Origin of the sequence: Streptomyces sp. WM6386 (genome assembly GCF_000972385.1) — a bacterium.
Classification (GTDB): domain Bacteria; phylum Actinomycetota; class Actinomycetes; order Streptomycetales; family Streptomycetaceae; genus Streptomyces.
In genome coordinates this window covers 1-24,295 of sequence record NZ_JXTE01000083.1, presented here as the reverse complement: position 1 = coordinate 24,295, position 24,295 = coordinate 1, and the positions used below count along the sequence as shown (strand labels likewise).

Here is a 24,295-nt window from a genome sequence, read left to right as displayed (position 1 = left end):
GGGCGTTGGTCGACACGAGCGGTACGTCCTTCCATGCGCCCCCTTTCCGCCTCCCACGCCGACTTGAACCGCCCGGCATGCTGGGGGCGGGGCGTTGTGCCCACCCGCGCGCCGGTCCTCGTGCCGCCCACGAGACATCGACCGGCGCCCGGACGCCTGACTCGGGGGTTCGCTTTGGCCACAGAGAATCCGGACGCGCGCAGGATCGGTTCTGCAGCGCGGGCGCGGCGAGGTCGGACACGACCCTCCTTTCCGCGCCAGGCTTGGCGTCGGCGACAGGAGGACCTGGCCCTGCAGCTCCTGGTCGAAGTCACGCGTCTCGCCGACGAGATCCGCAACGCCAACCTGCTCCAGTTGCATCGCATCACCGCGGCTCAGGTGGATCACGCCATGTCGGATCCTGCGCTGGCGTCTGCCATGAGCACGCTCGACAGCCTCTCCGACGGCAAGCGTCGGCAAGTGCTCTTCGCCAACCGCGAGTACAGCGCGACCATCCTGGGGCACCGTATCGGCGCCTACGGGTGGGTCGAAATGATTGGGTACCTGCGGGTACTGGCTCGAAATCAGGTGTTCAAGGAGTACTGGGGGATGACTGATCAGCATCGCCGGAGCCTGCCGCCGGAATCAATCGAGGCGAAAGTCGGTAAAGCGGTTGATTTGATCATGGAGGAGCTTGCTGAGGATCCGGATGAATGGTGGGTTGTCGGACCATCAGGGGAAACCTGATTCGGCATCAAGTGTCAAGGCCATGAGACCCTTTCAACCTTCCGGTGAGGAAGGGGTTTTCATCCGTGACTCATGGGAACCCTGATAGGTTTGGTTGGACGTCTACCACGTCTAATCCAAGGGCCTGGCTTCACTCTGTCCGGCTCTAGAACAGGGTCTCCGTGCACACCGAACTCCCCAGTGTCAGTGTTGTCCGCCGGCTCGGCGATTCCCCTCGTCAGCGAGGGAGTATGAATGGCGAAACGTGCCCTGACCTGTTCGAGCTCAGCGACGGAAGCTTTGCGGTGATCGGCACCGACCGCACTGACGAACTCGACGCGATGCTCCCGGCGGACGCCGCCCGCGCCGACTACGAACGCATCGTCGTCATCACGCGAGACACTCTCCTGCGCGCCAAGAGAGATATTCCCGACGCCTGACGCCGAGGGCCCGGATGCCGTACCGCATCCGGGCCCTCCGCATGTTCACCGGCTGTCAGCCGACGACCGTCCACGTGTCGCCGCCGGCGAGGAGCGCCGCCAGGTCGCCCTTGCCGTTCTGCTCGATCGCCGTGTCCAGTTGGTCGGCCATCTGCGTGTCGTAGACGGGCCGGTTCACGGACCGGAGCACTCCGATGGGGGTGTGGTGCAGGGTGTCCGGGTCGGCGAGGCGGGAGAGGGCGAAGGCGGTGGTCGGGGATGCCGAGTGCGCGTCGTGGACCAGGACCTCCGCCTCGTTCTCCGGCGTCACCGTGACCACCTTCAGGTCGCCGGTGAGCCGGTCCCGTACGACCCCCTTCGAGCCGTCGGCGCCGAAGCGGATCGGCTGGCCGTGCTCCAGGCGGATGACCGCTTCTTCGGCCTGCTGGCGGTCCTTGAGGACCTCGAAGGCGCCGTCGTTGAAGATGTTGCAGTTCTGGTAGATCTCGACGAGGGCTGTGCCCGGATGAGCTGCTGCCTGGCGCAGGACCTCGGTCAGGTGCTTGCGGTCGGAGTCCACCGTCCGCGCCACGAACGATGCCTCCGCGCCGATCGCCAGCGACACCGGATTGAAGGGGGCGTCCAGCGAGCCCATCGGCGTCGACTTGGTGATCTTCCCGACCTCCGACGTCGGCGAGTACTGCCCCTTCGTCAGGCCGTAGATCCGGTTGTTGAAGAGCAGGATCTTGAGGTTGACGTTGCGGCGCAGGGCGTGGATGAGGTGGTTGCCGCCGATCGACAGCGCGTCGCCGTCGCCGGTCACCACCCACACCGACAGATCACGCCGCGAGGTCGCCAGGCCCGTCGCGATGGCGGGTGCGCGGCCGTGGATGGAGTGCATGCCGTAGGTGTCCATGTAGTACGGGAAGCGGGAGGAGCAGCCGATGCCCGAGACGAAGACGATGTTCTCTTTGGCCAGGCCCAGTTCCGGCATGAAGCCCTGGACGGCGGCGAGGATCGCGTAGTCACCGCAGCCGGGGCACCAGCGCACTTCCTGGTCGGACTTGAAGTCCTTCATGGACTGCCGGCCCTCGGCCTTGGGAACGAGGGAAAGCGCCTCGATCGTGCCCGTGCCTTCCGTGGACGTCTCAGCCATCGATGGCCTCCTTGAGAGCCGTGGCGAGCTGCTCGGCCTTGAACGGCATGCCGTTCACCTGGTTGTACGAGTGGGCGTCGACCAGGTACTTCGCCCGGATCAGCGTGGCGAGCTGCCCGAGGTTCATCTCGGGGATCACCACCTTGTCGTAACGCTTCACCACCGTGCCGAGGTTGCGGGGGAAGGGGTTGAGGTGGCGTAGGTGGGCCTGTGCGATGGATTCCCCGGCCGCTCGCAGCCGCCGTACCGCTGCCGTGATCGGTCCGTAGGTGGAGCCCCAGCCCAGGACGAGGGTGTGGGCCTCGTGTGGGTCGTCGACCTCGATGTCGGGTACGTCGATGCCGTCGATCTTGGCCTGTCGGGTGCGGACCATGAAGTCGTGGTTGGCGGGGTCGTAGGAGATGTTGCCGGTGCCGTCCTGTTTCTCGATGCCGCCGATGCGGTGTTCCAGGCCGGGTGTGCCCGGGATGGCCCAGGGGCGGGCCAGGGTCTGCGGGTCGCGTTTGTAGGGCCAGAAGACCTCGGTGCCGTCGTCCAGGGTGTGGTTGGGTCCCTGGGTGAACTGGACGGTGAGGTCGGGGAGTTCGTCGATGTCCGGGATGCGCCAGGGCTCGGAGCCGTTGGCGAGGTAGCCGTCGGAGAGGAGCATGACCGGGGTGCGGTAGGCCAGCGCGATCCGTGCCGCCTCCACCGCCGCATCGAAGCAGTCCCCGGGTGTCTTCGGCGCGACGATCGGTACCGGCGCCTCACCGTTGCGGCCGAACATGGCCTGGAGCAGGTCGGCCTGTTCGGTTTTGGTGGGCAGGCCGGTGGAGGGCCCGCCGCGCTGGATGTCGATGACCAGCAGCGGCAGTTCCAGCGAGACGGCCAGGCCGATGGTCTCCGACTTCAGGGCCACGCCGGGGCCGGAGGTGGTGGTCACGGCGAGGCTGCCGCCGAAGGCGGCGCCCAGTGCGGCGCCGATGCCGGCGATCTCGTCCTCGGCCTGGAAGGTGCGCACGCCGAAGTTCTTGTGGCGGCTCAGTTCGTGGAGGATGTCGGAGGCGGGGGTGATGGGGTAGGAGCCCAGGAAGAGGGGCAGGTCTGCCTGGCGGGATGCGGTGATGAGTCCGTAGGACAGGGCCAGGTTTCCGGAGATGTTGCGGTAGGTGCCGGTGGGGAACGCGGTGGCGGCGGGGGCGACCTCGTAGGAGACGGCGAAGTCCTCGGTGGTCTCGCCGAAGTTCCAGCCGGCGTGGAAGGCGGCCAGGTTCGCCTTCATGATCTCGGGTTTCCTGGCGAACTTGGTCTTCAGGAAGCGTTCGGTGCCGGCGGTGGGCCGGTGGTACATCCAGGACAGGAGGCCGAGCGCGAACATGTTCTTGCTGCGTTCGGCTTCTTTGCGGCTGAGGTCGAATTCCTTGAGGGCTTCGACGGTCAGGGTGGTCAGGGGGACGGGGTGGAGGCTGTAGCCGTCCAGGGAGCCGTCTTCCAGGGGTGAGGCCGGGTAGCCGACTTTCTGCATGGCCCGTTTGGTGAATTCGTCGGTGTTGACGATGATCTCGGCGCCGCGTGGCAGGTCGGCGATGTTGGCTTTGAGGGCGGCCGGGTTCATCGCGACCAGGACGTTGGGTGCGTCGCCCGGGGTGAGGATGTCGTGGTCGGCGAAGTGCAGCTGGAAGCTGGAGACGCCGGGCAGGGTTCCGGCGGGTGCCCGGATCTCGGCGGGGAAGTTCGGCAGGGTGGAGAGGTCGTTGCCGAAGGTCGCTGTCTCGGAGGTGAAGCGGTCACCGGTGAGCTGCATACCGTCACCCGAATCGCCCGCGAAACGAATGATGACCCGGTCCAGCCGGCGGACGTCCTTGGTCCCTGCCGGTTTGCGCTGCTCTCCCACGACGGCTTCGTCGGCCTGCTCCGCTGGGCTACTGACCTGGCTGGTCACTGAACTGGACCTCCTTCGAGGCAGCTGTCCGGGACAGGCCCTCCCGCAGGCCCACCCAGCATCAACCCTACGTCTGTAAGGGTCGCCTTCCTGTGGCCATTCGCATGATGGACACGATTTTGAGACGGTCTGCCGCCCTGACTTGTCATGATTTACTCGCCCCCGGCGCTTCCCTACAAGACGCTCCCCGCTGACGTTCGGTTCTGGACCCCCTGACCGGTGTCACCCATATGGCTGACACGGTGTCAGGGCGTCAGGAGTTCAGATAGGTGAGGACCGCAAGAACACGTCGGTGATCCCCGTCACTCGGGGAGAGGCCCAGCTTCAGAAAGATGTTGCTGACGTGCTTCTCGACGGCGCCGTCGCTCACCACGAGCTGCCGCGCGATCGCCGAGTTCGTCCGTCCCTCGGCCATCAGCCCCAGTACCTCCCGTTCCCGCGGGGTGAGTCCCGCGAGCACGTCCTGCTTGCGGCTGCGGCCCAGCAGCTGCGCGACGACCTCCGGGTCCAGCGCCGTACCGCCCCCGGCGACCCGTACAACCGCGTCCACGAACTCACGAACCTCGGCTACCCGGTCCTTGAGGAGATAGCCGACGCCGTGACTGGAACCGGCGAGCAGTTCCGTCGCGTACCGCTCCTCCACGTACTGCGACAGCACCAGGACCCCGAGTCCGGGATGGGCCTTGCGCAGCTGTACGGCGGCCCGCACCCCTTCGTCGGTGTGCGTCGGCGGCATCCGCACATCGGCGACGACGACGTCGGGCAGTTCCCCCTGTGCGTCCAGCTCCGTAATGGTCTTGACCAGTGCCTCCCCGTCGCCGACGCCGGCGACGACGTCGTGCCCACGGTCGGTCAACAGCCGGGTCAGCCCTTCCCTGAGCAGAACCGAATCCTCGGCGATGACCACCCGCACCCTGTCCTCCACGATCCTCGGCCCCCCACGACCCGCCTCGACGCCCGCCTCCCCGGCGGGCGAAGTCCAGCATTCCAGCATTCGCATGCCGGTGCGCCGGGCCGACGGGAATCAACGGGGGTACGGTTCGCTTTCGGACGCAGATTCAGGACATTCCAGCCCGCCCGGCGATTGAGGACGAGGCCTGTTCAGGGCCGACGGGGGTGTGGGGGCGCAGCCCCCAGGGAGCGGGGTCGAAGGGGCGGCAGCCCCTGGGGGATGGGAACGGGTAAGGGCGGCGGGGGGCGAAAAGCACCCCACGCCGCCCGCAGGCACCTCCGGGTCATCCCAACGCCCGCTCCCCCCGCCAAGGCAACTCCGCCGTGACCCGCGTAGGCCCGCCCACCGGCGAATCCACCACCAGAATCCCGTCCACCGCATCCAGCCGCTCCGCCAGCCCACCAAGCCCGGACCCCGCAGCCGTATCGGCACCCCCCACCCCGTTGTCCACGACCTGCAACATCAACCGGTTCTCCACCCGCCACACATCCACGGCCGCCCACGTCGCCCGCGAATGCTTGCTGATGTTCTGCAGCAGCTCCGACACCGTGAAGTACGCGATCCCCTCGATCGCCGGCGCCGGCCGCGCCGGAAGGTCCACCTCCACCTGCACCGGCACCGTGCACCGCGACGCCACCGAGGACAACGCCGCATCCAGCCCCCGATCCGTCAGCACCGCCGGATGAATCCCGCGCGCCAGATCCCGCAGCTCCTGCAGCGCGGTCTTCACCTCACCGTGTGCCTCGTCCACCATCCGGGCCGCGGCCTGCGGATCCTCCGTGAGCTTCTCCTTCGCCAGCCCCAGATCCATCGCCAGCGCGACGAGCCGAGCCTGCGCCCCGTCGTGCAGATCGCGCTCGATGCGCCGCAGATCCGCCGCCGCCGTATCCACCACGACCCCCCGGTCGGACTCCAGCTCCACCACCCGCGTGGCCAGCCGGGACGGCCCGAGCAGCCCGTGCACCATCACCCGGTCCACCATCGTCAGCGCCCGCACGATCCACGGCGTGGCCAGCGTGAACAGCAGCCCCACCAGCGCGGTCACCCCGATCTCGAACGGGTTGTCGAGATAGATGTGGTGGGTCTCGTCGCCGTACAGCTGAAGCCCGTCCTGACCGCCGTACACCGGAAAGAGCCAGAACCACAGCGGATACGTCAGCAGCGCCCACCCGTACGTCCAGAAGGTCACGGCGACGACGAACGAGAACACCGCCCACGGCAGCTGGATCACCGCGTAGAGCAGCGTCCGCCAGGACGTGCCGCTCTTCAGCACGGCCCCCATCCACGCCAGGAACCCGCTCCCGCGCATCCTGAGCGGCTCCGGATCGGCGACATCGAGCCCCAGCAGCCCCCGCGCCCGCGCCCGCTCCAACGCCCCGAACCCCCGGCACCCGGCCAGCCCCGCCGCCAGGACCGGAATCCCGAGGAACGTCACCAGCAGCCCGGCGCCGACGGACACCATCGTGATGGCATACGTGAACAGCACGATGCTGATCGGCAGGCTCAGCAGCACATATCCGAACTCCCGCCAGGTCCGCCCCTCGAACGGCGCCCGCAGCCCCGTCGGCAGCCGGCGCCGCCGCGTCTGCTCGTCGAGGAACCCGTAGCTCTGTCCGTAGTCCGTGGCCATCGGCGTCGTCCTTCTCTCGTCCCCCGCCCGGGGTGCCTGGAGTGTGGTGTCGCTGTCGTACCTCCACCCTGCTGGGCCGCAGGTCGGCGGACCATGGAGTCCGTCGGCGTCTTGGGAGGGGGGTTTTCCCTACCTACGACCCATGTCACCTACGACGCGTGTCACCTGCGGCCGGTGTCGAACGACCGGTCCCGCCACGGCAGCTCCGCCGTCACCGTCGTAGGACCGCCCGGCGGGGAGTCGATGACGAACAGGCCGTCGACGGCGCCGAGACGTTCCGCGAGGCCCTGCATACCGGTGCCGCCGTCGAGGCGGGCGCCGCCGCGGCCGTCGTCCCACACCTGGATGAGAAGCCGGTCCTCCGCGCGCCACACGTCGACGGACGCGGTCCTCGCCCCGCTGTGCTTGCTGACGTTCTGCAGCAGCTCGGACACCGTGAAATAGGCGATGCCCTCGATGGCCGCGGCCGGTCTGGCGTTCAGATCGGCCGTCACCTTCACCGGCACCGTGCAGCGCGAGGCGACGGAGGACAGGGCGGCGTCGAGCCCTCGGTCGGTGAGTACGGCGGGATGGATGCCCCGCGCCAGATCCCGCAGCTCCTGGAGCGCGAGCTTCACCTCGCCGTGCGCCTCCGAGACCATCGCCGCCGCGTACTCGGGGTCCTCCAGCAGCTTCTCCTTCGCCAGACCGAGGCCCATCGCCAGATTGACCAGCCGGGCCTGCGCCCCGTCGTGCAGATCGCGCTCGATGCGCCGCAGATCGGACGCGGCCGCGTCCACCACGACCCCCCGGTCCGACTCCAGTTCGGCGATCCGCCGCTCCAGTTCGTCGGAGGGCGACAACAGTCCGCGCACCATCGCCCGGTCGGCGTTGGCGAGGCCCCGCGCAATGAACGGCAGCACCGGCCACAGCACGAACAGTGAGGTCAGCGTGATGGTGAAGGTGAGGATGCCCCAGGGCAACCGGATGAAGTCGTACAGGATCGTGCGCCAGCCAACCGGGTCCTTCAGCATCATCCACAGCTGCTGGAAGAAGCCCGAGTTACTGGTCTTCAACGGCAGCGGACTCGGCTCGTCGATCCGCACCCCGAGCAGCTTCCGGGCCCGCGCCCGCTCCATCGCGCCCAGCTTCCGCGCACCCATCAGCCCGGCCGCGAGCAGCGGGAACCCGATCACGGTCACGGTCAGCCAGAATCCGGTGAACAGCACCGTCGTGACATAGACGAACCCGAGCAACGCCACCGGAAGGTTGACGAGGAGATGCGCGATCTCCTTCCAGGTGTGCGCGTCGTAGGCGAACCGGACGGGCGGAAGCGGCGCGGTGGCCTCGGCCTTCCGTTCCGGGAAGTGTCTGGGGCGTTCGGTCATATGGGCTAGCGTGCCGCGCGACGCGCCGCGGCGCCATGAGGCGAGCCGCCGAGATCTCCTGGGGAAAACCCCACCCCGGCAGGTTCAGCCGTGACGGGCTGCTTACGGTCTCTTTAGCAGGCCCTAGACTCCCGTGCGTACAGATCGTCGAACAGCGGGTGTCCAGCGATCTTCGGTGTGTTCACAGGGAGCGAGGGGTCGGACGTGCCGGAACAGACCGTCGGGTCGACCGTCGTCGTTGCGGCGGACTACTTCCAGTCGTACTCGGTCGTCGGACTGCTCGCCGTCGTCGGCGTGCTCTTCGTCGCCGTGGCCTTCGGCGCCAGCCGCCTGCTGCGCCCCGTCGTCCCGACCCCCGAGAAGCTCCTGACGTACGAGTGCGGAGTCGACCCCGTCGGCGAGGGCTGGGCCCACACCCAGGTCCGCTACTACGTCTACGCCTTCCTCTACGTCATCTTCGCCGTCGACTCGATCTTCCTGTTCCCGTGGGCCACGGTCTTCGCCGCCCCCGGCTATGGCGCGGCCACGCTCGTAGAGATGTTCATCTTCCTCGGCTTCCTGGCCGTGGGTCTGCTGTACGCATACAAGAAGGGCGTCCTGACATGGACGTGACCCCCTCGGAACCGGTGCTGCTCCCCGAGCCGAAACGGCTGGGCGCCCTGGCCCGCCTCGCCCCCGAGCCGATGAAGGTGGTCCTCAACTGGGGCCGCCGCTACTCGCTCTGGGTCTTCAACTTCGGCCTCGCCTGCTGCGCGATCGAGTTCATCGCCGCGTCGATGGCCCGCCACGACTTCATCCGCCTCGGCGTGATCCCCTTCGCACCGGGCCCCCGCCAGGCCGACCTCATGGTCGTCTCCGGCACGGTCACCGACAAGATGGCCCCGGCGGTCAAACGCCTCTACGAGCAGATGCCGGAGCCCAAGTACGTCATCTCCTTCGGCGCCTGCTCCAACTGCGGCGGCCCGTACTGGGACTCGTACTCCGTGACGAAGGGCGTCGACCAGATCATCCCGGTCGACGTCTACGTCCCCGGCTGCCCGCCCCGCCCCGAGGCCCTGCTCCAGGGAATCCTCAAACTCCAGGAGAAGATCGCCCGCGAGTCGCTGGGGGAGCGGTACGGGGTGACTGGCGGGCGGGCGTCGACGGCTGCGCTGCAGAGCGGGTTGGTGCGGGGGCCGGGGGCGGCTTCGGGGACGGCGGCTGGGTCGGATTCGGGCGGGGCTTCGGGGGCGGTGGCCGGGGCGGGTGCGGAATCGGCTTCTGGGTCGGGTGCGGGGTCGGCGGTTGAGTCGGCTCCGGAAGAAGCTTCGGGCTCGGCGGCTGGGTCACCTCCGGGCGGGAGTTCGGGTTCGCGTTCGGCTTCGGAGTCGGCTTCGGAGTCGGGTTCGGGCTCCGCTTCCAGTACGGCTTCTGATCCGGCCTCGGGTGCGACGTCCCGGCCCGCCTCAGGCTCGGCTTCCGGTTCGTCCGACGACCCGGCCCCGGGGGAGGAACGATGACCGCGGTCGGCTGGCTGCCCGCCCCCGCCGAGGAACTCTTCGGCGCGGAGGCCACGGCCGAGGAGTCGTACGAGGTCCTGACAGTGGACGTCCCGCCGGCATCCTGGATCACGGCGCTGGAGACGGCACGCGACGAACTGGGCTGCACATACTTCGACTGGCTGAGCGCGGTCGACGAGCCGGGCACGGGCTTCCGCGTCGCCGTACACGTCGCGGCCCTGTCGCCGGTACGCCGCCTCTTGCTGCGCACCACCGTCCCGCACGAGTCCCCGACCCTGCCCAGCGCCGTAGACGTGTTCGCGGGCGCGGCCTGGCACGAACGCGAGACGCACGAAATGTTCGGCGTCGTCTTCGAGGGCCACCCCGCCCTGGACCACCTCCTCCTCCCCGAGAACTTCGAGGGCCACCCCCTGCGCAAGGACTTCGTCCTGGCTGCTCGGGTCGCCAAGGCCTGGCCCGGCGCCAAGGAGCCGGGCGAGTCCGAACACGGCGGCCCCAAGCGCCGCCAGATGCTCCCCCCAGGCGTCCCCGACCCGAACGAATGGGGCCCTCTGAAAGGCCAACTCCCCCCAGCCCCGACCCGCCCCACCCGAGCCGCCGGAGCCCGAGCGGCGGGAACCGGGGCAGCGGGAGAACGCCCGGCCCGAGCGGCCGGCGAACGCCCGGTACGCCGCGCTCGCACCGCGGCGGCGGGTTCGGCGAGTCAGGCGGAGGGGGCCGCGGATCCGGCTGCCGCGCCGCGCCGTTCCCGCACTGCGGCAGAGGGCTCAGCGAGCCAGTCGGAGACACCCTTGTCGTCGGGTGCGCCGACGACTGGGCCACGTGGCGCCGGTACGGCGGCGGAGGACTCGGCGAGTCAGGGCGAGGCAACGGCAGCCGAGGGCTCGGCAAGCCAGTCGGAGACGCCCGCGTCTTCGGGTACGGCGGCAGGCCCGCGACGCGCTCGTACTGCCGCGGAGGGTTCCGCCGGCCAGACCGCCGCGACCCCCGAGCCTCCGGCCCCGGGCACCGACGACGCCCCGTCGGGCACGGGCACGCCGGCCGGACCGCGTCGTGCGCGAAGCGCCGGCGAGGGCTCGACCTCCCAGCGCCCCGGCACCGGCCCACGACGGTCCCGCAGCGCGTCAGAGGGCTCGGCGAGCCAACTGGCCACGCCCGACGCCCCGCCCTTGCCCACCCCGACCGAGGACGCCTCGAGCGCCGAGGCCACACTCCCGAAGCCCGCCACGGCGCCCCGCAGCCCCGACGCCCCATGGCACCACGCCCGCCCCGCCTTCGACGAGCCGGCAACCGACCAAAAGCCCGAGGCCAAACCGCTCCCGGAGCCTGAGACCCAACCCGAGCCCGAAACGCGGCCTCAGCGGGAGACCGAACCGCGCACGGGGCCCGAACCGTCTGCTGGGCCCGAACCGCGCACGGAGGCCGAACCGTCCACGGAGCCGCAGCCTCGGCCAGAGGCCGAACCGCGCCCGCAGGCCGAGCTGCACCCGGGGTCGGAGCCAGTGACTCGGCCGCGCCCGAAGCCTGATTCCGATTCTGAGCCGGAACCGGATCCGGTGACCAAGCCGGAGTCGGTGGCAAGGCCGGAGTCGGAGTCGGTGGCCGAGCCGGAGCCCAAGTCGCGCCCGGCGTCGATGGCTCAGCCCGAGGCCCCGCCCTCCGCGGCCCCCACCCCCACTCCTGCTCCGGCCCCCGAGGCCGACTCCGCTTCCACCCCCGAGGAACCCTCGAGAACCTCCGTAAAGCCCGAAGCCCCTGAAGCGCCCGAAGATCCCGCAACTCCCGAAAACCCCGCAGGAGGCCCGCAGTGAACGACGCTCTCGACGTCGCCCTGCGACTCCTGATCGTCTTCGTCGTCTTCCTCACCTTCCCCCTGATCGTCGGCCAGACCGAACACAAGGTCATGGCTCACATGCAGGGCCGCCTCGGCCCCATGTACGCCGGCGGCTTCCACGGCTGGGCCCAACTCGTCGCGGACGGCGTGAAGTTCGTGCAGAAGGAAGACGTCGTACCCGCGGGCGCGGACCGCCGTATCTTCCAACTCGCCCCCGCAGTCGCCCTCCTGCCCTACCTCCTGGTCCTCCTCGCCATCCCCATCGGCCCCGGCGAGGGCGCCGTCGGCGAGGTCATCGACGCCGGCGTCTTCTTCGTCCTGGCCGTCATGGGCGTGGGCGTCCTCGGCTCACTCATGGCCGGCTGGGCCAGCGCCAACAAGTTCTCCCTCCTCGGCGGTCTCCGCACCGCCGCCCAACTCCTGGCCTACGAACTCCCGATGCTCCTGACCGCCGCCTCCGTCGCGATGGCGGCCGGCACGGTCTCCCTCCCCGGCATCGTCGACGCCTTCGAGTGGTGGTGGCTGCCCTGGCAGATCGTCGGCGCGATCGTCTTCTTCGTCGCCGGCCTCGCCGAACTCCAGCGCCCGCCCTTCGACATGCCGGTCGCCGACTCGGAGATCATCTTCGGCGCGTACACCGAGTACACCGGCCTCCGCTTCGCACTGTTCCTCCTCGCCGAGTACGCCGGAATCGTCGTCCTGTGCGGCCTGACCACCGTCCTCTTCCTGGGCGGCTGGCACGGCCCGTGGGGCGCCGATGGCCTCGGCTGGGTCTGGACCCTGCTGAAGACCGCGATCCTCGCCTTCCTCGTCATCTGGCTGCGTGTGACCTATCCCCGCCTGCGCGAGGACCAGCTCCAGAAGCTCGCCTGGACCCTCCTCGTCCCCCTCTCCCTCGCTCAGATCGCCCTCACCGGCATCGTCAAGGTGGTGATCTCCTGATGGCTGAGTCGCTCCCGCCCATCCGGTCCCGGTTTCCCGGCGCCGGCCTCGCCAAGGGCCTGGCCGTCACCCTCCGGACGATGACGAAGAAGACCGTCACCGAGCAGTACCCCGACGTGCAGCCCGACCTCCCGCCCCGCACCCGCGGTGTCATCGGCCTGTTCGAGGAGAACTGCACGGTCTGCATGCTGTGCGCCCGGGAGTGCCCGGACTGGTGCATCTACATCGACTCCCACAAGGAGACGGTGCCGGCGGCCGCCCCTGGCGGCCGTGAGCGCAGCCGCAACGTCCTCGACCGCTTCGCCATCGACTTCTCCCTGTGCATGTACTGCGGTATCTGCATCGAGGTCTGTCCTTTCGACGCTCTGTTCTGGTCCCCGGAGTTCGAGTACGCCGAGACCGACATCCGTGAACTCACCCACGAACGCGACAAGCTCCGCGAGTGGATGTGGACCGTCCCGGCCCCGCCTGCCCTCGACCCTGCGGCCGAGGAGCCGAAGGAGATCGCGGCCGCCCGCAAGAGCGCCGAGAAGCTGGCAGCGGCCCAGGCCGAACCGACCGAGCCCCAGTCCGGGCAGTCGACCGGGCCGACCGCACCCGAGGGAGGTGCGTCATGACCCTCGCCGCAGCCGCCGCCACGGCCACCTCGGCGCACGCCACGCTGACCAAGGCTCAAGCCACCGTCATCGCCGCCGCCACCGAAACCCACGGCTTCCTCTCGCCGACCGGCGTCGAGATCGCCTTCCTCCTCGTCGGCCTGGTCACCTTCGGGGCCGCCATCGTCACCGTCACGACCCGGCAGCTGGTGCACGCCGCCCTGTGGCTGGTGGTGACCCTCGGCGGTCTCGCCGTCGAGTACCTCCTGCTCACCGCGGAGTTCATCGCCTGGGTGCAGGTCCTCATCTACGTAGGTTCCGTCGTCGTTCTCCTCCTCTTCGGTCTGATGCTCACCAAGGCACCCATCGGCCGCTCCCCGGACGCCGACTCCGGCAACCGCTGGGCGGCCCTCACGGTCGCCATCGCCTCGGCCGCCGCCCTGGTGTGGGTCGTCGTCGACGCCTTCCGCGCGACCTGGATCGACCTGGACGGCCCCGCCGCCGGCTCCACCGAGGCCACCGGAGCGAGCCTCTTCCAGAACTGGGTGCTCCCCTTCGAGGCCCTTTCCGTCCTCCTCCTCGCCGCACTGGTCGGCGCGATCGTCCTGTCCCGCAAGGCGAAGGCGGAGTCGAGCTCTCCCCCTGTGAACTCCCGGCTCGCGACCGGTAGTTCCCCATCCGCCCCGAATTCCCGTAATCACCCGATCGAGCGAAACAGGTCGGTCGAGCGAACCGAACCGCTCGAGCCCAGCGCCCCCACCGAGCGCACCACCCCGGCCGAGCAGGAAGGCGCCCGCTGATGCACCTCGCCTATCCCGCCGTACTCTCCGCCCTCCTGTTCTGCACCGGCCTGTACGGCGTCCTCGCGCGCCGCAACGCGATCCTGGTCCTGATGTCGGTCGAGCTGATGCTCAACGCCGTCAACCTCAACCTGGTCGCCTTCGACGTCTGGCTCAGCAGGACCGCCGAGGAGACCCTCCACTCCGGCCAGGCCCTGACCCTGTTCACCATCGCCATCGCCGCCGCCGAGATCGGCATCGGCCTGGCGATCGTCCTCGCCGTCCACCGCAACCGCGGCACCTCGGACATCGACAGACTCCGCGACACAGCCGAGGGCCACGAGCCCGACCACGCCGACGACTCCGACGCCCCCGCGGCCGAGAAGGCTGAGGCCACCGCGTGACCACCACCACCCTCGCCGTCCTCGTCCCCCTCCTTCCGTTCCTGGGCGCGGCCGCCGGACTGCTCCTGGGCCGCGCGGCACCCGGCTTCGTCCGCCCGCTCGCCGTCCTACCGACGCTCACCTCCCTCGTACTGGCCGCTGTGGTCGCCGTACGCCAGGGCGGCGACGAGGTCGTGAACGCCGCCACCGAGCTCACGCCCACCGGCTCGATCCCCATCGAACTCGCCCTGCACATCGACGGCTTCGCCGCCCTGGTCGCCGTACTCGTCGGCCTCGTCGCCACCTGCGTGCAGATCTACTCGACGGGTTACCTGCGCGACGACCCGCGCTACCCCTCCTACGCCGCCCTCGTCTCCCTCTTCACCGCCGCGATGCTCCTCGTCGTCTACTCAGGCGACCTGATGGTGCTGCTGGTGGGCTGGGAGATCATGGGCATCTGCTCGTACTTCCTGGTCGGCCACTACTGGGAGACCCCGGAGGCCCGCGCCGCCTCCATCAAGGCCTTCCTGGTCACCAAGCTCGGCGATGTCCCGTTCCTGATCGGACTGTTCGCGCTCGCCACCGACGCCGGCTCGTTCCGCATCACGAAGGTGCTCGGCGCCGTCGCGCACGGCGGGCTCGACCATCCGACCCTGGTCGCCCTGCTGCTCCTGGCAGGCGTGGCCGGCAAGTCGGCGCAGTTCCCGCTGCACACCTGGCTCCCGGACGCGATGGCAGGCCCGACACCCGTCTCCGCGCTCATTCACGCCGCGACCATGGTCGCCGCCGGTGTCTACTTCATCGCCCGTCTCCTCCCGGTCTTCGAGGCCTCGCAGGCCGCGATGGTGGTCCTCGCCGTGATGGCCGCCGTCACGATGGCGGGCTCGGCGCTCGCCGCACTCGCCCAGGACGACATCAAGCGCGTCCTCGCCTACTCGACGATCGGCCAGCTCGGCTACATGACCGGCGCTCTCGCCGTCGGCGACCGCGGTGCCGCCGTCTTCCACCTCCTGTCGCACGGCGCCTTCAAGGCGCTGCTGTTCCTCGCGGCCGGCGTGATCATCCACGCCGCCGGCACCAACTCGCTGGCCGCCATGTCCCGCATGGGTCACCTCCGCGACCGCGTGCCGGACGCCTTCTGGACGATGACCGTGGCGCTCCTCGCACTCGCCGCGATCCCACCCTTCAGCGGCTTCTTCTCCAAGGAGTCCGTCCTCGGCGCCGCCGAGCACGTCGCCACCGGCCACACCGAGCACGCCCCCGGCGCCGCCGGCTGGGTCGTCCTCGTCGCCGGCCTGCTCACCGCCCTGCTCACCGCGGCGTACGCGACGCGCCTGTGGCTGCTGGCCTTCCACGGCCGGGGTGTGGCGGCCCCCGACCACGGTCGCCAGCCGCTCACCATGACCACGGTCCTGTGGGTTCTCGCGATCCCGTCCCTCGCCGTCGGCGGACTCGCCTACCGCGTGCTCCCTGGCTGGTTCGACGGCAACGACCTCGCCCCGACCCTCACCACGTCCGTCGTCGGCACCGGTGTCGCCCTGGTCGGCGGCATCGTGACCTACGCCGCCTGGCGGCACACCACCGTGCTCGCCGCCCGCGTCCCGATGGGTGCGGTCGCTGCCCACCCGGACGGCGACGCCGGACTCGTCGAGGCCGAGGCCATCGCCAGCCACGAGCCCGTGTACGGGGACCTGGCCCACGCACCCGACCCGGCTGACCCGGGCCGACTGCTGCTCGGCCCACTGCACCGGCACGCGGCCGTCGGCTTCCACCTCGACGCCGTGTACTCGGCCCTCTTCGTTCGCCCGGTCCAGGCCGGCGCCACCCTCGTGCGATTCCTCGACCGCGAGGTCGTCGAGACCTACGTACGCGGTGCGGGCGCTCTACCCCGACTGCTGGGCGCGGCCGTACGGCGTGCCCAGACCGGAAATGTGCAGACCTATGTGAGCGCGCTGCTCGCCGGCACCGTCGTCCTGGTGGTCGCCGCCGTCCTCGTCGCCACGGGAGCGTGAGCAGGCGTGATCGATATCAACGAGTCCGTGATGCAGTTCCTTCTGGCGTTCGTCGTCGTCGGCCCGCTCCTCGGCGCCGTCGCCGCTCTCCTGCCGGCCCCGCCGGGACTGAAGGGGAAGTCGCCCGAGCAGGCGGTGCTGCGGCACGGCGTGACCGTGACCGGCGTGGTTCTCATCGCCGCGATCGTCCTCGCGCTCGGCTTCGACCACGACACCCCGGTCAAGGCACAGCAGATGCAGGCCACGACCGACATCAGCTGGATCCCCGCACTCGACGTGCGGATCCACCTCGGCATCGACGGCATCTCCCTCCCCCTTCTGGTCCTGACCGCGCTGCTGACCTTCCTCTGCGCGCTCTACTCGTACTTCAAGATGCCTGCGGGCCCGACCCCGAAGGCATTCGTCGCGCTGCTGCTCGTCCTCGAGTCCGGCACCCTCACGACCTTCGCCGTCCTCGATCTGCTGCTGTTCTTCCTCGCGTTCGAGATGGTGCTCATCCCGATGTACTTCCTCATCGCCCGCTGGGGCGGCGAGGGCAGGACCCAGGCCGCCTGGCGGTTCATCCTCTACACGCTGCTCGGTTCGGTCGTCATGCTGCTCGGCCTGCTCCTGATCGGGATCAAGGCGGGCACATTCGACATGGTGGCACTCGCCACTGACAACGGCCGGTCCCTGACCTCGTCCGTGCAGGTCATCGCGGTTCTGGCGATCGGGATCGGGCTCGCGGTGAAGACCCCGATGTGGCCGCTGCACAGCTGGCTGCCCGACGCACACACCGCCGCGCCGACCGTCGGCTCCGTCCTGCTGGCCGGCGTCATGCTGAAGATGGGTACGTACGGGTTCGTCCGGATCCTCCTCCCTATTGCGCCGGACGGTTTCCGCGACTTCGCGCCCTACCTCGCCGCCTTCGCCGTCGTCGGGATCATCTACGGATCCCTGGCCTGCCTCGCCCTCGCCAAGCAGGGCGCGAAGGGCGACCTCAAGCGCCTCATCGCCTACTCGTCCGTCGGCCACATGGGCTTCGTCCTGCTCGGCATCGCCACCATGACCCCGACCGGTGTGAACGGCGCCCTGTTCGCCAACATCGCCCACGGCCTCATCACCGGCCTCCTGTTCTTCCTGGTCGGCGCGCTGAAGGACCGTACGGGCAGCACCGACCTCGACACCCTCGCCGAGCAGACCGGCGCCGCGCTGTACGGCAAGGCCCCGCGCCTCGGCGGCCTGCTCGCGTTCGCCGCGGTCGCCTCCCTCGGACTGCCGGGCCTCGCCGGGTTCTGGGGCGAGATGCTGGCGCTGTTCGGCGCGTTCGACCCCGCAGAAGGCCTCAGCCGCCCGGCGTTCCTCACGTTCATGGCGATCGCGGCCTTCGGCACCCTCCTCACGGCCGCCTATCTCCTCGTCGTGGTCCGCCGCGTCTGTATGGGCGCCGTGCCGCAGGACGCCCCGAAGCTCGCCGACGTCCACACGTACGAGTTCGCGGCCTGGACGCCGCTCGTCGCCCTCACCGTCATGGCCGGCCTGTGGCCGAAGGCCCTCCTCGGCCTGACCGACCCGGCCGTACAGCAGCTCCTCGCAGGAGGCACCCGATGAGCTCCCTGGCCTCCATGGCCCAGCCGATGGCCGCGAACCTCGTCCAGTCCGTCGACTGGCTCGCCATCGCCCCGCCCACCATCGCGGCGGTGGTCGGCCTCGTCGTCCTCGTCGCGGACCTCTTCACAGGCGACCACAAGAAGGCGCTGCTCGGCTGGCTGTCCGTCGCGGGTCTGGCTGCCTCCACGGCGATGCTGCTGCCCCTGCTGGACGGCGACCGCGCCACCTTCTGCCTGACCGGCGCCCCCGACGTCTGCAGTTACACCGCGGACCGCTTCACCGTCATCCTCCAGCTCCTGGTGCTCGGGGGAGCGTTGCTGGCAGCGCTCCTGTCCGTCACCGCCCTCAAGGACGCCGACAAGGGGCTCCCCGAAGGGGAGTACTGGTTCCTGCTGCTCTCCTCCGCCGCCGGTGCCGCCCTCCTGCCCGCCTCGCGGGACCTGGCGACCCTGATCGTCGCCCTGGAGGTCGCCTCCCTGCCGGCCTTCGCCCTTGTCGGCCTCCGCCACGGCGACCGCAAGTCCTCCGAAGCGGCTCTGAAGTTCTTCCTGTCCTCGGTCACCGCGACCGCGGTCAGCCTCATGGGCGTCAGCTTCGTGTACGCCTCCACAGGCACCCTCTACCTGACCCAGATCGCCGACCGTATCCAGAACGTCGACAGCCAACTCCACACCCTTGCCCAGACCGGCGTCGTCCTCACCCTCGTCGGCTTCGCCTTCAAGACGGCCGCCGTCCCCTTCCACTTCTGGGTCCCGGACACCTACGTAGGGGCGCCGCTCCCGATCGCCGCCTACTTGTCGGTCGTCGGCAAGGCGGTCGGCTTCTCAGGCCTGATCCTCGTCACGGTCGTCGCCCTCCCGTCGTACGCCGACGTCTGGGGCCCGGCGCTCGCGGCGCTGGCCGCCCTCACCATGACCGTCGGCAATGTCGGCGCCCTCCGACAGCAGCCCACGCGCGCGTACAGCGCCGTACGGCTGCTCGCCTGGTCCTCTGTCGGCCAGGCCGGCTATCTCCTCGTGCCGATCGCCGCCGCCGCGTACTCCGACGACGCCGAGCGCTCCATCGGGTCCACCGTCGCCTACGCCCTCATGTACGCCGCCGTGAACCTCGGCGCCTTCGCGGTGGCCGCCCTGGTGGGCCGTACGAGAGCCCTCAACCGTCTCACCGACTACCGCGGCCTGTACGCCTCGAACCCCCTGGCCGCCCTCCTCCTGGCCTTCTTCCTGCTCTGCCTCGCCGGACTGCCGCCAGGCATCATCGGCCTCTTCGCAAAAGTCACCGTCTTCTCCGCGGCCGTCGACGCGGGCCTCGGCTGGCTCGCCGTGGTCATGGCCGCCAACGTCGTGATCGCGCTGTTCTACTACCTCCAGTGGACGGCCCTGCTGTTCCGTGCCCCAGAAGGCGAACCCGCACGGCACCGGATCCCGGCCCCGCTCACCGCTGCGATCGCCCTCGCGGGTGTCCTCGGAATCGCCCTGTCGGGCGCGCCCCAGTTGATCCTGCGCTTCACCGACACCGGACTCTTCTGAGCCCACGGCCGGACAACTCCCGAGCCCTCACCCGGACGGCCCACGCCCGTCTCCGCACGCACAAGGGAACTAGCTGCTCTCGCCTGGCGTTGACCAGAACAGGAGGGTCCACTGGTGGTGACACCAGAAGGACCGCAGATCAGCAAGCAAAGGGTTCCCCTGCTGCACGATTTGGAGGGCGTACCGTGCACCGCCGGCACAACGGGCTCAGGACCGCAGTACTCCTCGGGGGACTGTCCGCGCTCATCATCGTCATCGGCAGTTTCTTCGGCCGTATGGGGCTCGTGGTCGCGGTTCTGATCGCCCTGGGGACCAACGCGTACGCGTACTGGAACAGCGACAAGCTGGCGCTACGCGCGATGCGCGCCCGCCCGGTCAGCGAGTTCGAGGCCCCCGCCCTCTACCGCATGGTCCGTGAACTCTCCACCCAGGCCCGCCAACCCATGCCGCGCCTGTACATCTCCCCGACGGAAGCCCCGAACGCCTTCGCGACGGGCCGCAACCCGCGCAACGCCGCCGTCTGCTGCACAGAAGGCATCCTGCGCATCCTCGACGAGCGCGAACTGCGCGGCGTCATCGGCCACGAGCTGAGCCATGTCTACAACCGCGACATCCTGATCTCGTCCGTCGCCGGAGCCCTCGCTTCCGTGATCATGTTCCTGGTCAACTTCGCCTGGCTGATCCCCATCGGCCGCTCCAACGACGACGACGGCCCCGGCATCCTCGGCATGCTGCTCATCATGATCCTGGGCCCGCTCGCCGCATCCCTCATCCAACTGGCCGTCAGCCGCTCCAGGGAGTACGAGGCCGACGCGTCCGGCGCCCAGCTGACCGGCGACCCCCTGGCCCTGGCCAGCGCGCTGCGCAAGCTCGAGATGGGCACCAAGCAGCTTCCGCTGCCCCCGGAGCCGCGTATCGAGACCGCGAGTCACATGATGATCGCGAACCCCTTCCGCCCGGGCCGGGGATTCTCGAAGATGTTCTCCACGCACCCGCCGATGGCGGACCGCATTGCTCGCCTCGAGAAGATGGCAGGTCGCCACCAGTGAAAACCATCCTGAACGTCATATGGCTCGTCCTGAGCGGCTTCTGGCTGTTCCTCGGCTATCTGCCCGCCGGTGTGCTGCTGTGCATCACGATCATCGGCATCCCATTTGGCATTGCTGCTTTCCGAATCGGCGTCTACGCCCTGTGGCCCTTCGGGTACACGACGGTCGAACGCCGTGACGCCGGCGCCCCCTCCTGCGTCGGCAACGTCCTGTGGCTGGTCCTCGCGGGCTGGTGGCTGGCCCTGGCCCACATCGTCACCGGCATCGCCCTGTGCGTCACGATCATCGGCATCCCCTTCGGCATCGCCAACTTCAAGCTGATCCCGGTCTCGCTGCTTCCGCTGGGCCGCGAGATCGTGTCGACCGACCAGCCGTTCTCCTCGCGCTGGTAGGCCGAGCGCCGGTACGGCACAGCGTTTTCCACAGCCCGACGGTTGTCCACAGACCCGCCCGATTGTCAGTGGCGGCCCGCATCATGAACTCATGACCGCGAACGAGCAGTTGCGGGCACAGGGGAATGCCGGGATTCGTCACGCCCGCCCGTGGGCCCGCGCTTCCCCCGACCCCCATGACCACACCGGCCTCCGCCGTGCGTACCTATCCGTCCAGCAGCTCGCTGGACCCGGCATCCGTATACACGCGGTCTGACGGGGGACTTGGCGTAGGCCGGCGCCAAGTGCTGCCCCGGCGAGGCCTGCCGCCTCATCCGTCGGCGAACGCCGCTTCACCGCGCCGCAATCCACCGCCGTGCGCCGTACGCCACCACACCCACCACCAGCACGCCCGCGCCCACGGCCACCGAAACCCCCGGCAGTGCGAACGCCAGCACCACGCACCCGAGAAGCCCCACCGCCGGCACCGCCCGCGCCGTCGGAGCGGAACCGAGCGTCCAGGCCGAGGCGTTGGCCACCGCGTAGTACGCCAGCACACCGAAGGAGGAGAACCCGATCGCGCCCCGCACATCCACCGTGGCGGCAAGAACCGCGACCACCGCGCCCACGGCCAGCTCCGCCCGGTGCGGCACCTGGAATCGCGGATGCACGGCTGCCAGCGCTCCCGGCAGATGACGGTCACGGGCCATGGCCAGCGTCGTCCGAGAGACACCCAGGATCAGGGCGAGCAACGAGCCCAGCGCCGCCAGGGCAGCACCCACCCGCACAACCGGCACCAGCCCCGGTACGCCTGCGGACCGCACCGCATCGGCCAGCGGCGCGCCCGCCTGACCCAGCTCCTCCGCTCCCAGCACAGAAAGGACGGCCACCGCCACACACGCGTACACACCCAATGCGATGCCCAGAGCCAGCGGGATCGCACGCGGAATGGTGCGCGCGGGATCCCGTACCTCTTCCCCGAGGGTCGCGATCCGGGCGTACCCGGCGAACGCGAAGAACAACAGACCGGCAGCCTGCAGCACCCCGCCCAGGCCACCTGATGCCCCGCTGTCCAGCCGCCCGGCCTCGGACGTCCCGGACCCCAGACACACGACCACCACGGAGGCGAGGACAGCCAGCACGACTGCCACGATTCCCCGCGTCAGCCAGGCGGACTTCTGGACCCCGCCGTAGTTCACCGCGGTCAGTGTCACCACAGCCGCGACCGCCACGGCATGCGCCTGCTCCGGCCAGACGTACGCGCCCACGGTGAGCGCCATCGCCGCACAGGAGGCCGTCTTCCCGACCACGAACGACCAGCCCGCCAGATAACCCCAGAACGGACCGAGCCGCTCGCGCCCGTACACGTACGTGCCGCCGGAGGCGGGATAGAGAGCGGCCAGACGCGCCGACGAGGTGGCGTTGCAGTAGGCGACCACGGCGGCGACCGCGAGCCCGAGCAGCAACCCGGAGCCGGCAGCGCGGGCCGCGGGTGCCAGGGCGGCGAAGATGCCGGCCCCGACCATGGAGCCGAGCCCGATGACCACGGCGTCCCCCACGCCCAGGGTGCGTCGCAGCTCGGAGGGGGAACCGGAGGGTGTCATGTGCCGCACCCTACTGATCAGTGCAACCGCCGGGTGCAGCCGTGACGTCCTCTTCAGTAACACGGCACGAACAAGTGCCGCCGCCAGGCGATGAACGCGCCACACACACCCGTGAGCGCACAGCCGGCCCGGACCAGAATCACAGGGCCGGGACAGTGCGGGCACAGCGCGAAAGGGCAGGTTCAGGGCATGAGCATCATCGGTTGGATCATTCTGGGACTCCTGGCCGGGGCCATCGCCAAGTTCCTGCTGCCGGGCCGCGACCCGGGCGGCTTCATCGGTACGACCCTCATCGGCATCACGGGTGCGTTCATCGGCGGCTGGATATCGGCCCGCTGGCTGGACCACCCGGTCACCAAGAACTTCTACGACGGCACCACCTGGGCGGCCGCGATCGGAGGCTCACTCGTCCTCCTGATCGGCTACCGCATCCTGTTCGGCAACTCGCGCAACTGAGCACACCCCCGAACCGCAGCCAGCAGGCGAGAAGGGTGGGCACCGGCCAGGTGCCCACCCTTCCTCGTAGTGCCGCGTACTTCCTTGCGGGATCGAATCAGGCGTCGCTCACCGGTAGTTCACGAACTGGACGGCGAAGTCGAGGTCCTTGCCCTTCAGCAGGGAGATGATGGTCTGCAGGTCGTCACGGCTCTTCGAGCTGACACGCAGTTCGTCACCCTGGACCTGGGCCTTCACACCCTTCGGACCCTCGTCACGGATGATCTTCGCCACCTTCTTCGCGTTCTCCTGGGAGATGCCCTCCTCGATCGACGCGAAGATCTTGTACTCCTTGCCGGACAGCTGCGGCTCACCGGCGTCCAGCGCCTTCAGTGAGATCCCGCGCTTGATCAGCTTGGACTGGAAGACGTCGAGGACAGCGTTCACCCGGTCCTCGGAGTTCGCCTCCATGAGGATCTTTTCGCCGGACCACGAGATCGAGGCGCCCACGCCCTTGAAGTCATAGCGCTGGGAGACCTCCTTGGCGGTCTGGTTGAGGGCGTTGTCGACCTCCTGCCGCTCGACCTTCGAGACGATGTCGAAACTGGAGTCGGCCATGTCCTGTGGCTCCTTGTATCGGGGGGCGTATCGGGTGCGTATCGGCGTAGGTGGGGCAGCCGCCGAGCCCGGTACAGTCCCCGGGCCGCATCCGGACAAGCCTAGCCACCCCAGGACCCCGGAGCGCTGATCAATCGGGTGGCGAAGCACCCCTCCACATCGGGTATTGTTTACGTCGTTGCCACGGAGCACCGCCGAAAGACGGTTCGAAGGGCAGCAAACCCCGGCGGTGTGCCCGAGCGGCCAAAGGGAGCAGACTGTAAATCTGCCGGCTCAGCCTTCCCAGGTTCGAATCCTGGCGCCGCCACATGAAGGTAGACCCCCTCCGAACTGCGGAAACGCGGCATGGAGGGGGTCTCTTCGTATTCGAGCGGCGTCATTCGAACGAGGGTCGAAATGCGTGGCTTGTCTCACCTGGTCTCGGGTGTGACCCAAGCCTGATCAGCACGTGTCCCCCAGGCGTCCCCCGAGGGGCGGGCCATTCCCGTCCCATTCCCGCAGGCCACTCCGCTGTAGAGCCAGAACGAGTCCCCAGCGCACCGGAGGTTGTACGGTCGCCGGGCGAGCGGCGATGCCTCCTGCTCCGCCGTCAGTGCGTCCCCTCGGGCGCTTGCCCGCACTTCGCCGTATCCCGTATCCCGTGTCTTGAATCACACCGCCACGATTCGTGCGGAACAGACGGTCGTTCGGAGCCGTGCCGTAGCGGTCGATGTCCCTACCCCGGCCTGCCCGTGCCCACGGAAGAGATAGTGGAAGGCTTCGTCCCCCGGATCGGGCCAAGTTGTCGCGGAACAGCCCCAGTTCACCGTGTCGCCCGACGAAGCCACTTCTGCGGCGACGCCTGTTCAGTTCCTGCCCCGACGGCTTCTTCTCCGGCACTCATGCCACCCCCGGCCCCGCCACG

The 24,295-nt window shown here is 69.3% G+C and carries 21 protein-coding genes, 1 tRNA gene and 2 pseudogenes; 16 read left to right on the top strand and 8 right to left on the bottom strand.

Translation table 11 applies throughout. The annotated features are described in order from the left end of the window. Positions 1-174 precede the first annotated feature (174 nt). Both TN53_RS44295 and TN53_RS35230 read left to right on the top strand, forming a co-directional pair. Positions 175-726, top strand: a complete 552-nt coding sequence (locus TN53_RS44295) for a DUF6082 family protein (protein WP_052745364.1) — start codon at positions 175-177, stop codon at positions 724-726. Between the two features lie 230 nt (positions 727-956). After that, positions 957-1,145, top strand: a complete 189-nt coding sequence (locus tag TN53_RS35230) for a hypothetical protein (protein ID WP_046262874.1) — start codon at positions 957-959, stop codon at positions 1,143-1,145. A gap of 55 nt (positions 1,146-1,200) precedes the next feature. Here the strand turns inward: TN53_RS35230 and TN53_RS35225 are convergent, their stop codons facing one another. From TN53_RS35225 to TN53_RS35205, 5 genes are all read right to left on the bottom strand, one after another. Next, positions 1,201-2,280, bottom strand: coding sequence for a 2-oxoacid:ferredoxin oxidoreductase subunit beta (locus TN53_RS35225; RefSeq protein ID WP_046262873.1), 1,080 nt, complete (start codon positions 2,278-2,280; stop codon positions 1,201-1,203). Further along, the gene (locus tag TN53_RS35220) at positions 2,273-4,201 is read right to left on the bottom strand and encodes a 2-oxoacid:acceptor oxidoreductase subunit alpha (RefSeq protein ID WP_046262872.1); all 1,929 of its coding nucleotides are present in this window, start codon (positions 4,199-4,201) and stop codon (positions 2,273-2,275) included. The genes TN53_RS35225 and TN53_RS35220 overlap by 8 nt, the downstream gene beginning before the upstream one ends. A 253-nt stretch (positions 4,202-4,454) precedes the next feature. Continuing rightward, on the bottom strand, positions 4,455-5,114 hold the full coding sequence (locus tag TN53_RS35215) for a response regulator transcription factor (protein ID WP_324609639.1): 660 nt from the start codon (positions 5,112-5,114) through the stop codon (positions 4,455-4,457). Between the two features lie 322 nt (positions 5,115-5,436). Beyond that, a complete protein-coding gene (locus TN53_RS35210; RefSeq protein WP_046262870.1) occupies positions 5,437-6,783 on the bottom strand; it encodes a sensor histidine kinase in 1,347 nt (448 codons plus the stop codon). 161 nt (positions 6,784-6,944) lie between these two features. Next, positions 6,945-8,150, bottom strand: a complete 1,206-nt coding sequence (locus TN53_RS35205) for a sensor histidine kinase (RefSeq protein ID WP_046262869.1) — start codon at positions 8,148-8,150, stop codon at positions 6,945-6,947. Positions 8,151-8,354: 204 nt separating this feature from the next. Here TN53_RS35205 and TN53_RS35200 point away from each other — a divergent pair, with 204 nt between their 5' ends. From TN53_RS35200 to TN53_RS35145, 12 genes and pseudogenes are all read left to right on the top strand, one after another. Continuing rightward, positions 8,355-8,762 (top strand): NADH-quinone oxidoreductase subunit A, encoded by a 408-nt coding sequence (locus tag TN53_RS35200; protein ID WP_046262868.1) that lies wholly within the window; start codon positions 8,355-8,357, stop codon positions 8,760-8,762. Then, positions 8,753-9,424 (top strand): annotated as a pseudogene (locus TN53_RS35195) (NADH-quinone oxidoreductase subunit B); the annotation flags it as partial. The gene TN53_RS35200 and the pseudogene TN53_RS35195, both read left to right, overlap by 10 nt. A 221-nt stretch (positions 9,425-9,645) precedes the next feature. After that, positions 9,646-11,460, top strand: coding sequence for an NADH-quinone oxidoreductase subunit C (locus tag TN53_RS35190; protein ID WP_046262867.1), 1,815 nt, complete (start codon positions 9,646-9,648; stop codon positions 11,458-11,460). Then, complete coding sequence (locus TN53_RS35185; protein WP_046262866.1) at positions 11,457-12,425, top strand: complex I subunit 1/NuoH family protein; 969 nt, start codon at positions 11,457-11,459, stop codon at positions 12,423-12,425. Before TN53_RS35190 ends, TN53_RS35185 begins: the two co-directional genes overlap by 4 nt. Then, complete coding sequence (locus TN53_RS35180) at positions 12,425-13,042, top strand: NuoI/complex I 23 kDa subunit family protein (RefSeq protein ID WP_046262865.1); 618 nt, start codon at positions 12,425-12,427, stop codon at positions 13,040-13,042. Before TN53_RS35185 ends, TN53_RS35180 begins: the two co-directional genes overlap by 1 nt. After that, positions 13,039-13,821, top strand: coding sequence for an NADH-quinone oxidoreductase subunit J (locus TN53_RS35175; RefSeq protein ID WP_046262864.1), 783 nt, complete (start codon positions 13,039-13,041; stop codon positions 13,819-13,821). The genes TN53_RS35180 and TN53_RS35175 overlap by 4 nt, the downstream gene beginning before the upstream one ends. Beyond that, positions 13,821-14,204, top strand: coding sequence for an NADH-quinone oxidoreductase subunit NuoK (nuoK, locus tag TN53_RS35170; protein ID WP_046262863.1), 384 nt, complete (start codon positions 13,821-13,823; stop codon positions 14,202-14,204). Before TN53_RS35175 ends, nuoK begins: the two co-directional genes overlap by 1 nt. After that, entirely contained in the window at positions 14,201-16,195 is a 1,995-nt protein-coding gene (locus TN53_RS35165) for an NADH-quinone oxidoreductase subunit L (protein WP_046262862.1), read from the top strand. Before nuoK ends, TN53_RS35165 begins: the two co-directional genes overlap by 4 nt. Positions 16,196-16,201: 6 nt before the next feature. Further along, on the top strand, positions 16,202-17,785 hold the full coding sequence (locus TN53_RS35160; protein ID WP_046262861.1) for an NADH-quinone oxidoreductase subunit M: 1,584 nt from the start codon (positions 16,202-16,204) through the stop codon (positions 17,783-17,785). Between the two features lie 5 nt (positions 17,786-17,790). Then, positions 17,791-19,314, top strand: coding sequence for an NADH-quinone oxidoreductase subunit N (locus TN53_RS35155; RefSeq protein ID WP_046262879.1), 1,524 nt, complete (start codon positions 17,791-17,793; stop codon positions 19,312-19,314). Positions 19,315-19,499: 185 nt separating this feature from the next. Then, positions 19,500-20,363 (top strand): zinc metalloprotease HtpX, encoded by an 864-nt coding sequence (gene htpX, locus TN53_RS35150; RefSeq protein ID WP_046262860.1) that lies wholly within the window; start codon positions 19,500-19,502, stop codon positions 20,361-20,363. After that, positions 20,360-20,755 (top strand): YccF domain-containing protein, encoded by a 396-nt coding sequence (locus TN53_RS35145; RefSeq protein ID WP_046262859.1) that lies wholly within the window; start codon positions 20,360-20,362, stop codon positions 20,753-20,755. Before htpX ends, TN53_RS35145 begins: the two co-directional genes overlap by 4 nt. Before the next feature lie 332 nt (positions 20,756-21,087). Here the strand turns inward: TN53_RS35145 and TN53_RS35140 are convergent, their stop codons facing one another. After that, entirely contained in the window at positions 21,088-22,338 is a 1,251-nt protein-coding gene (locus TN53_RS35140) for an APC family permease (protein WP_046262858.1), read from the bottom strand. 189 nt (positions 22,339-22,527) lie between these two features. Between TN53_RS35140 and TN53_RS35135 the strand changes: the two genes are divergently transcribed. Then, positions 22,528-22,794 carry a GlsB/YeaQ/YmgE family stress response membrane protein gene (locus TN53_RS35135; protein ID WP_046262857.1) on the top strand — a complete coding sequence of 89 codons (267 nt, stop codon included), beginning with the start codon at positions 22,528-22,530 and terminating at the stop codon, positions 22,792-22,794. A 108-nt stretch (positions 22,795-22,902) separates the two neighbouring features. Here TN53_RS35135 and TN53_RS35130 read toward each other — a convergent pair whose 3' ends face one another. Next, entirely contained in the window at positions 22,903-23,391 is a 489-nt protein-coding gene (locus tag TN53_RS35130) for a YajQ family cyclic di-GMP-binding protein (RefSeq protein WP_046262856.1), read from the bottom strand. Between the two features lie 225 nt (positions 23,392-23,616). Here TN53_RS35130 and TN53_RS35125 point away from each other — a divergent pair. Next, a tRNA-Tyr gene (locus tag TN53_RS35125) sits at positions 23,617-23,698 on the top strand. A gap of 196 nt (positions 23,699-23,894) precedes the next feature. Here TN53_RS35125 and TN53_RS48630 read toward each other — a convergent pair. Further along, positions 23,895-24,102: pseudogene (locus TN53_RS48630) on the bottom strand (site-specific integrase); the annotation flags it as partial. Positions 24,103-24,295: the final 193 nt, after the last annotated feature.

Coding starts and splice junctions, on each gene's coding strand:
- TN53_RS35230 (WP_046262874.1), top strand. CDS start 957: ATGAATGGCGAAACGTGCCCTGACCTGTTCGAGCTCAGCGACGGAAGC.
- TN53_RS35225 (WP_046262873.1), bottom strand. CDS start 2,280: ATGGCTGAGACGTCCACGGAAGGCACGGGCACGATCGAGGCGCTTTCC.
- TN53_RS35210 (WP_046262870.1), bottom strand. CDS start 6,783: ATGGCCACGGACTACGGACAGAGCTACGGGTTCCTCGACGAGCAGACG.
- TN53_RS35205 (WP_046262869.1), bottom strand. CDS start 8,150: ATGACCGAACGCCCCAGACACTTCCCGGAACGGAAGGCCGAGGCCACC.
- TN53_RS35190 (WP_046262867.1), top strand. CDS start 9,646: ATGACCGCGGTCGGCTGGCTGCCCGCCCCCGCCGAGGAACTCTTCGGC.
- TN53_RS35180 (WP_046262865.1), top strand. CDS start 12,425: ATGGCTGAGTCGCTCCCGCCCATCCGGTCCCGGTTTCCCGGCGCCGGC.
- TN53_RS35175 (WP_046262864.1), top strand. CDS start 13,039: ATGACCCTCGCCGCAGCCGCCGCCACGGCCACCTCGGCGCACGCCACG.
- nuoK (WP_046262863.1), top strand. CDS start 13,821: ATGCACCTCGCCTATCCCGCCGTACTCTCCGCCCTCCTGTTCTGCACC.
- TN53_RS35140 (WP_046262858.1), bottom strand. CDS start 22,338: ATGACACCCTCCGGTTCCCCCTCCGAGCTGCGACGCACCCTGGGCGTG.
- TN53_RS35135 (WP_046262857.1), top strand. CDS start 22,528: ATGAGCATCATCGGTTGGATCATTCTGGGACTCCTGGCCGGGGCCATC.
- TN53_RS35130 (WP_046262856.1), bottom strand. CDS start 23,391: ATGGCCGACTCCAGTTTCGACATCGTCTCGAAGGTCGAGCGGCAGGAG.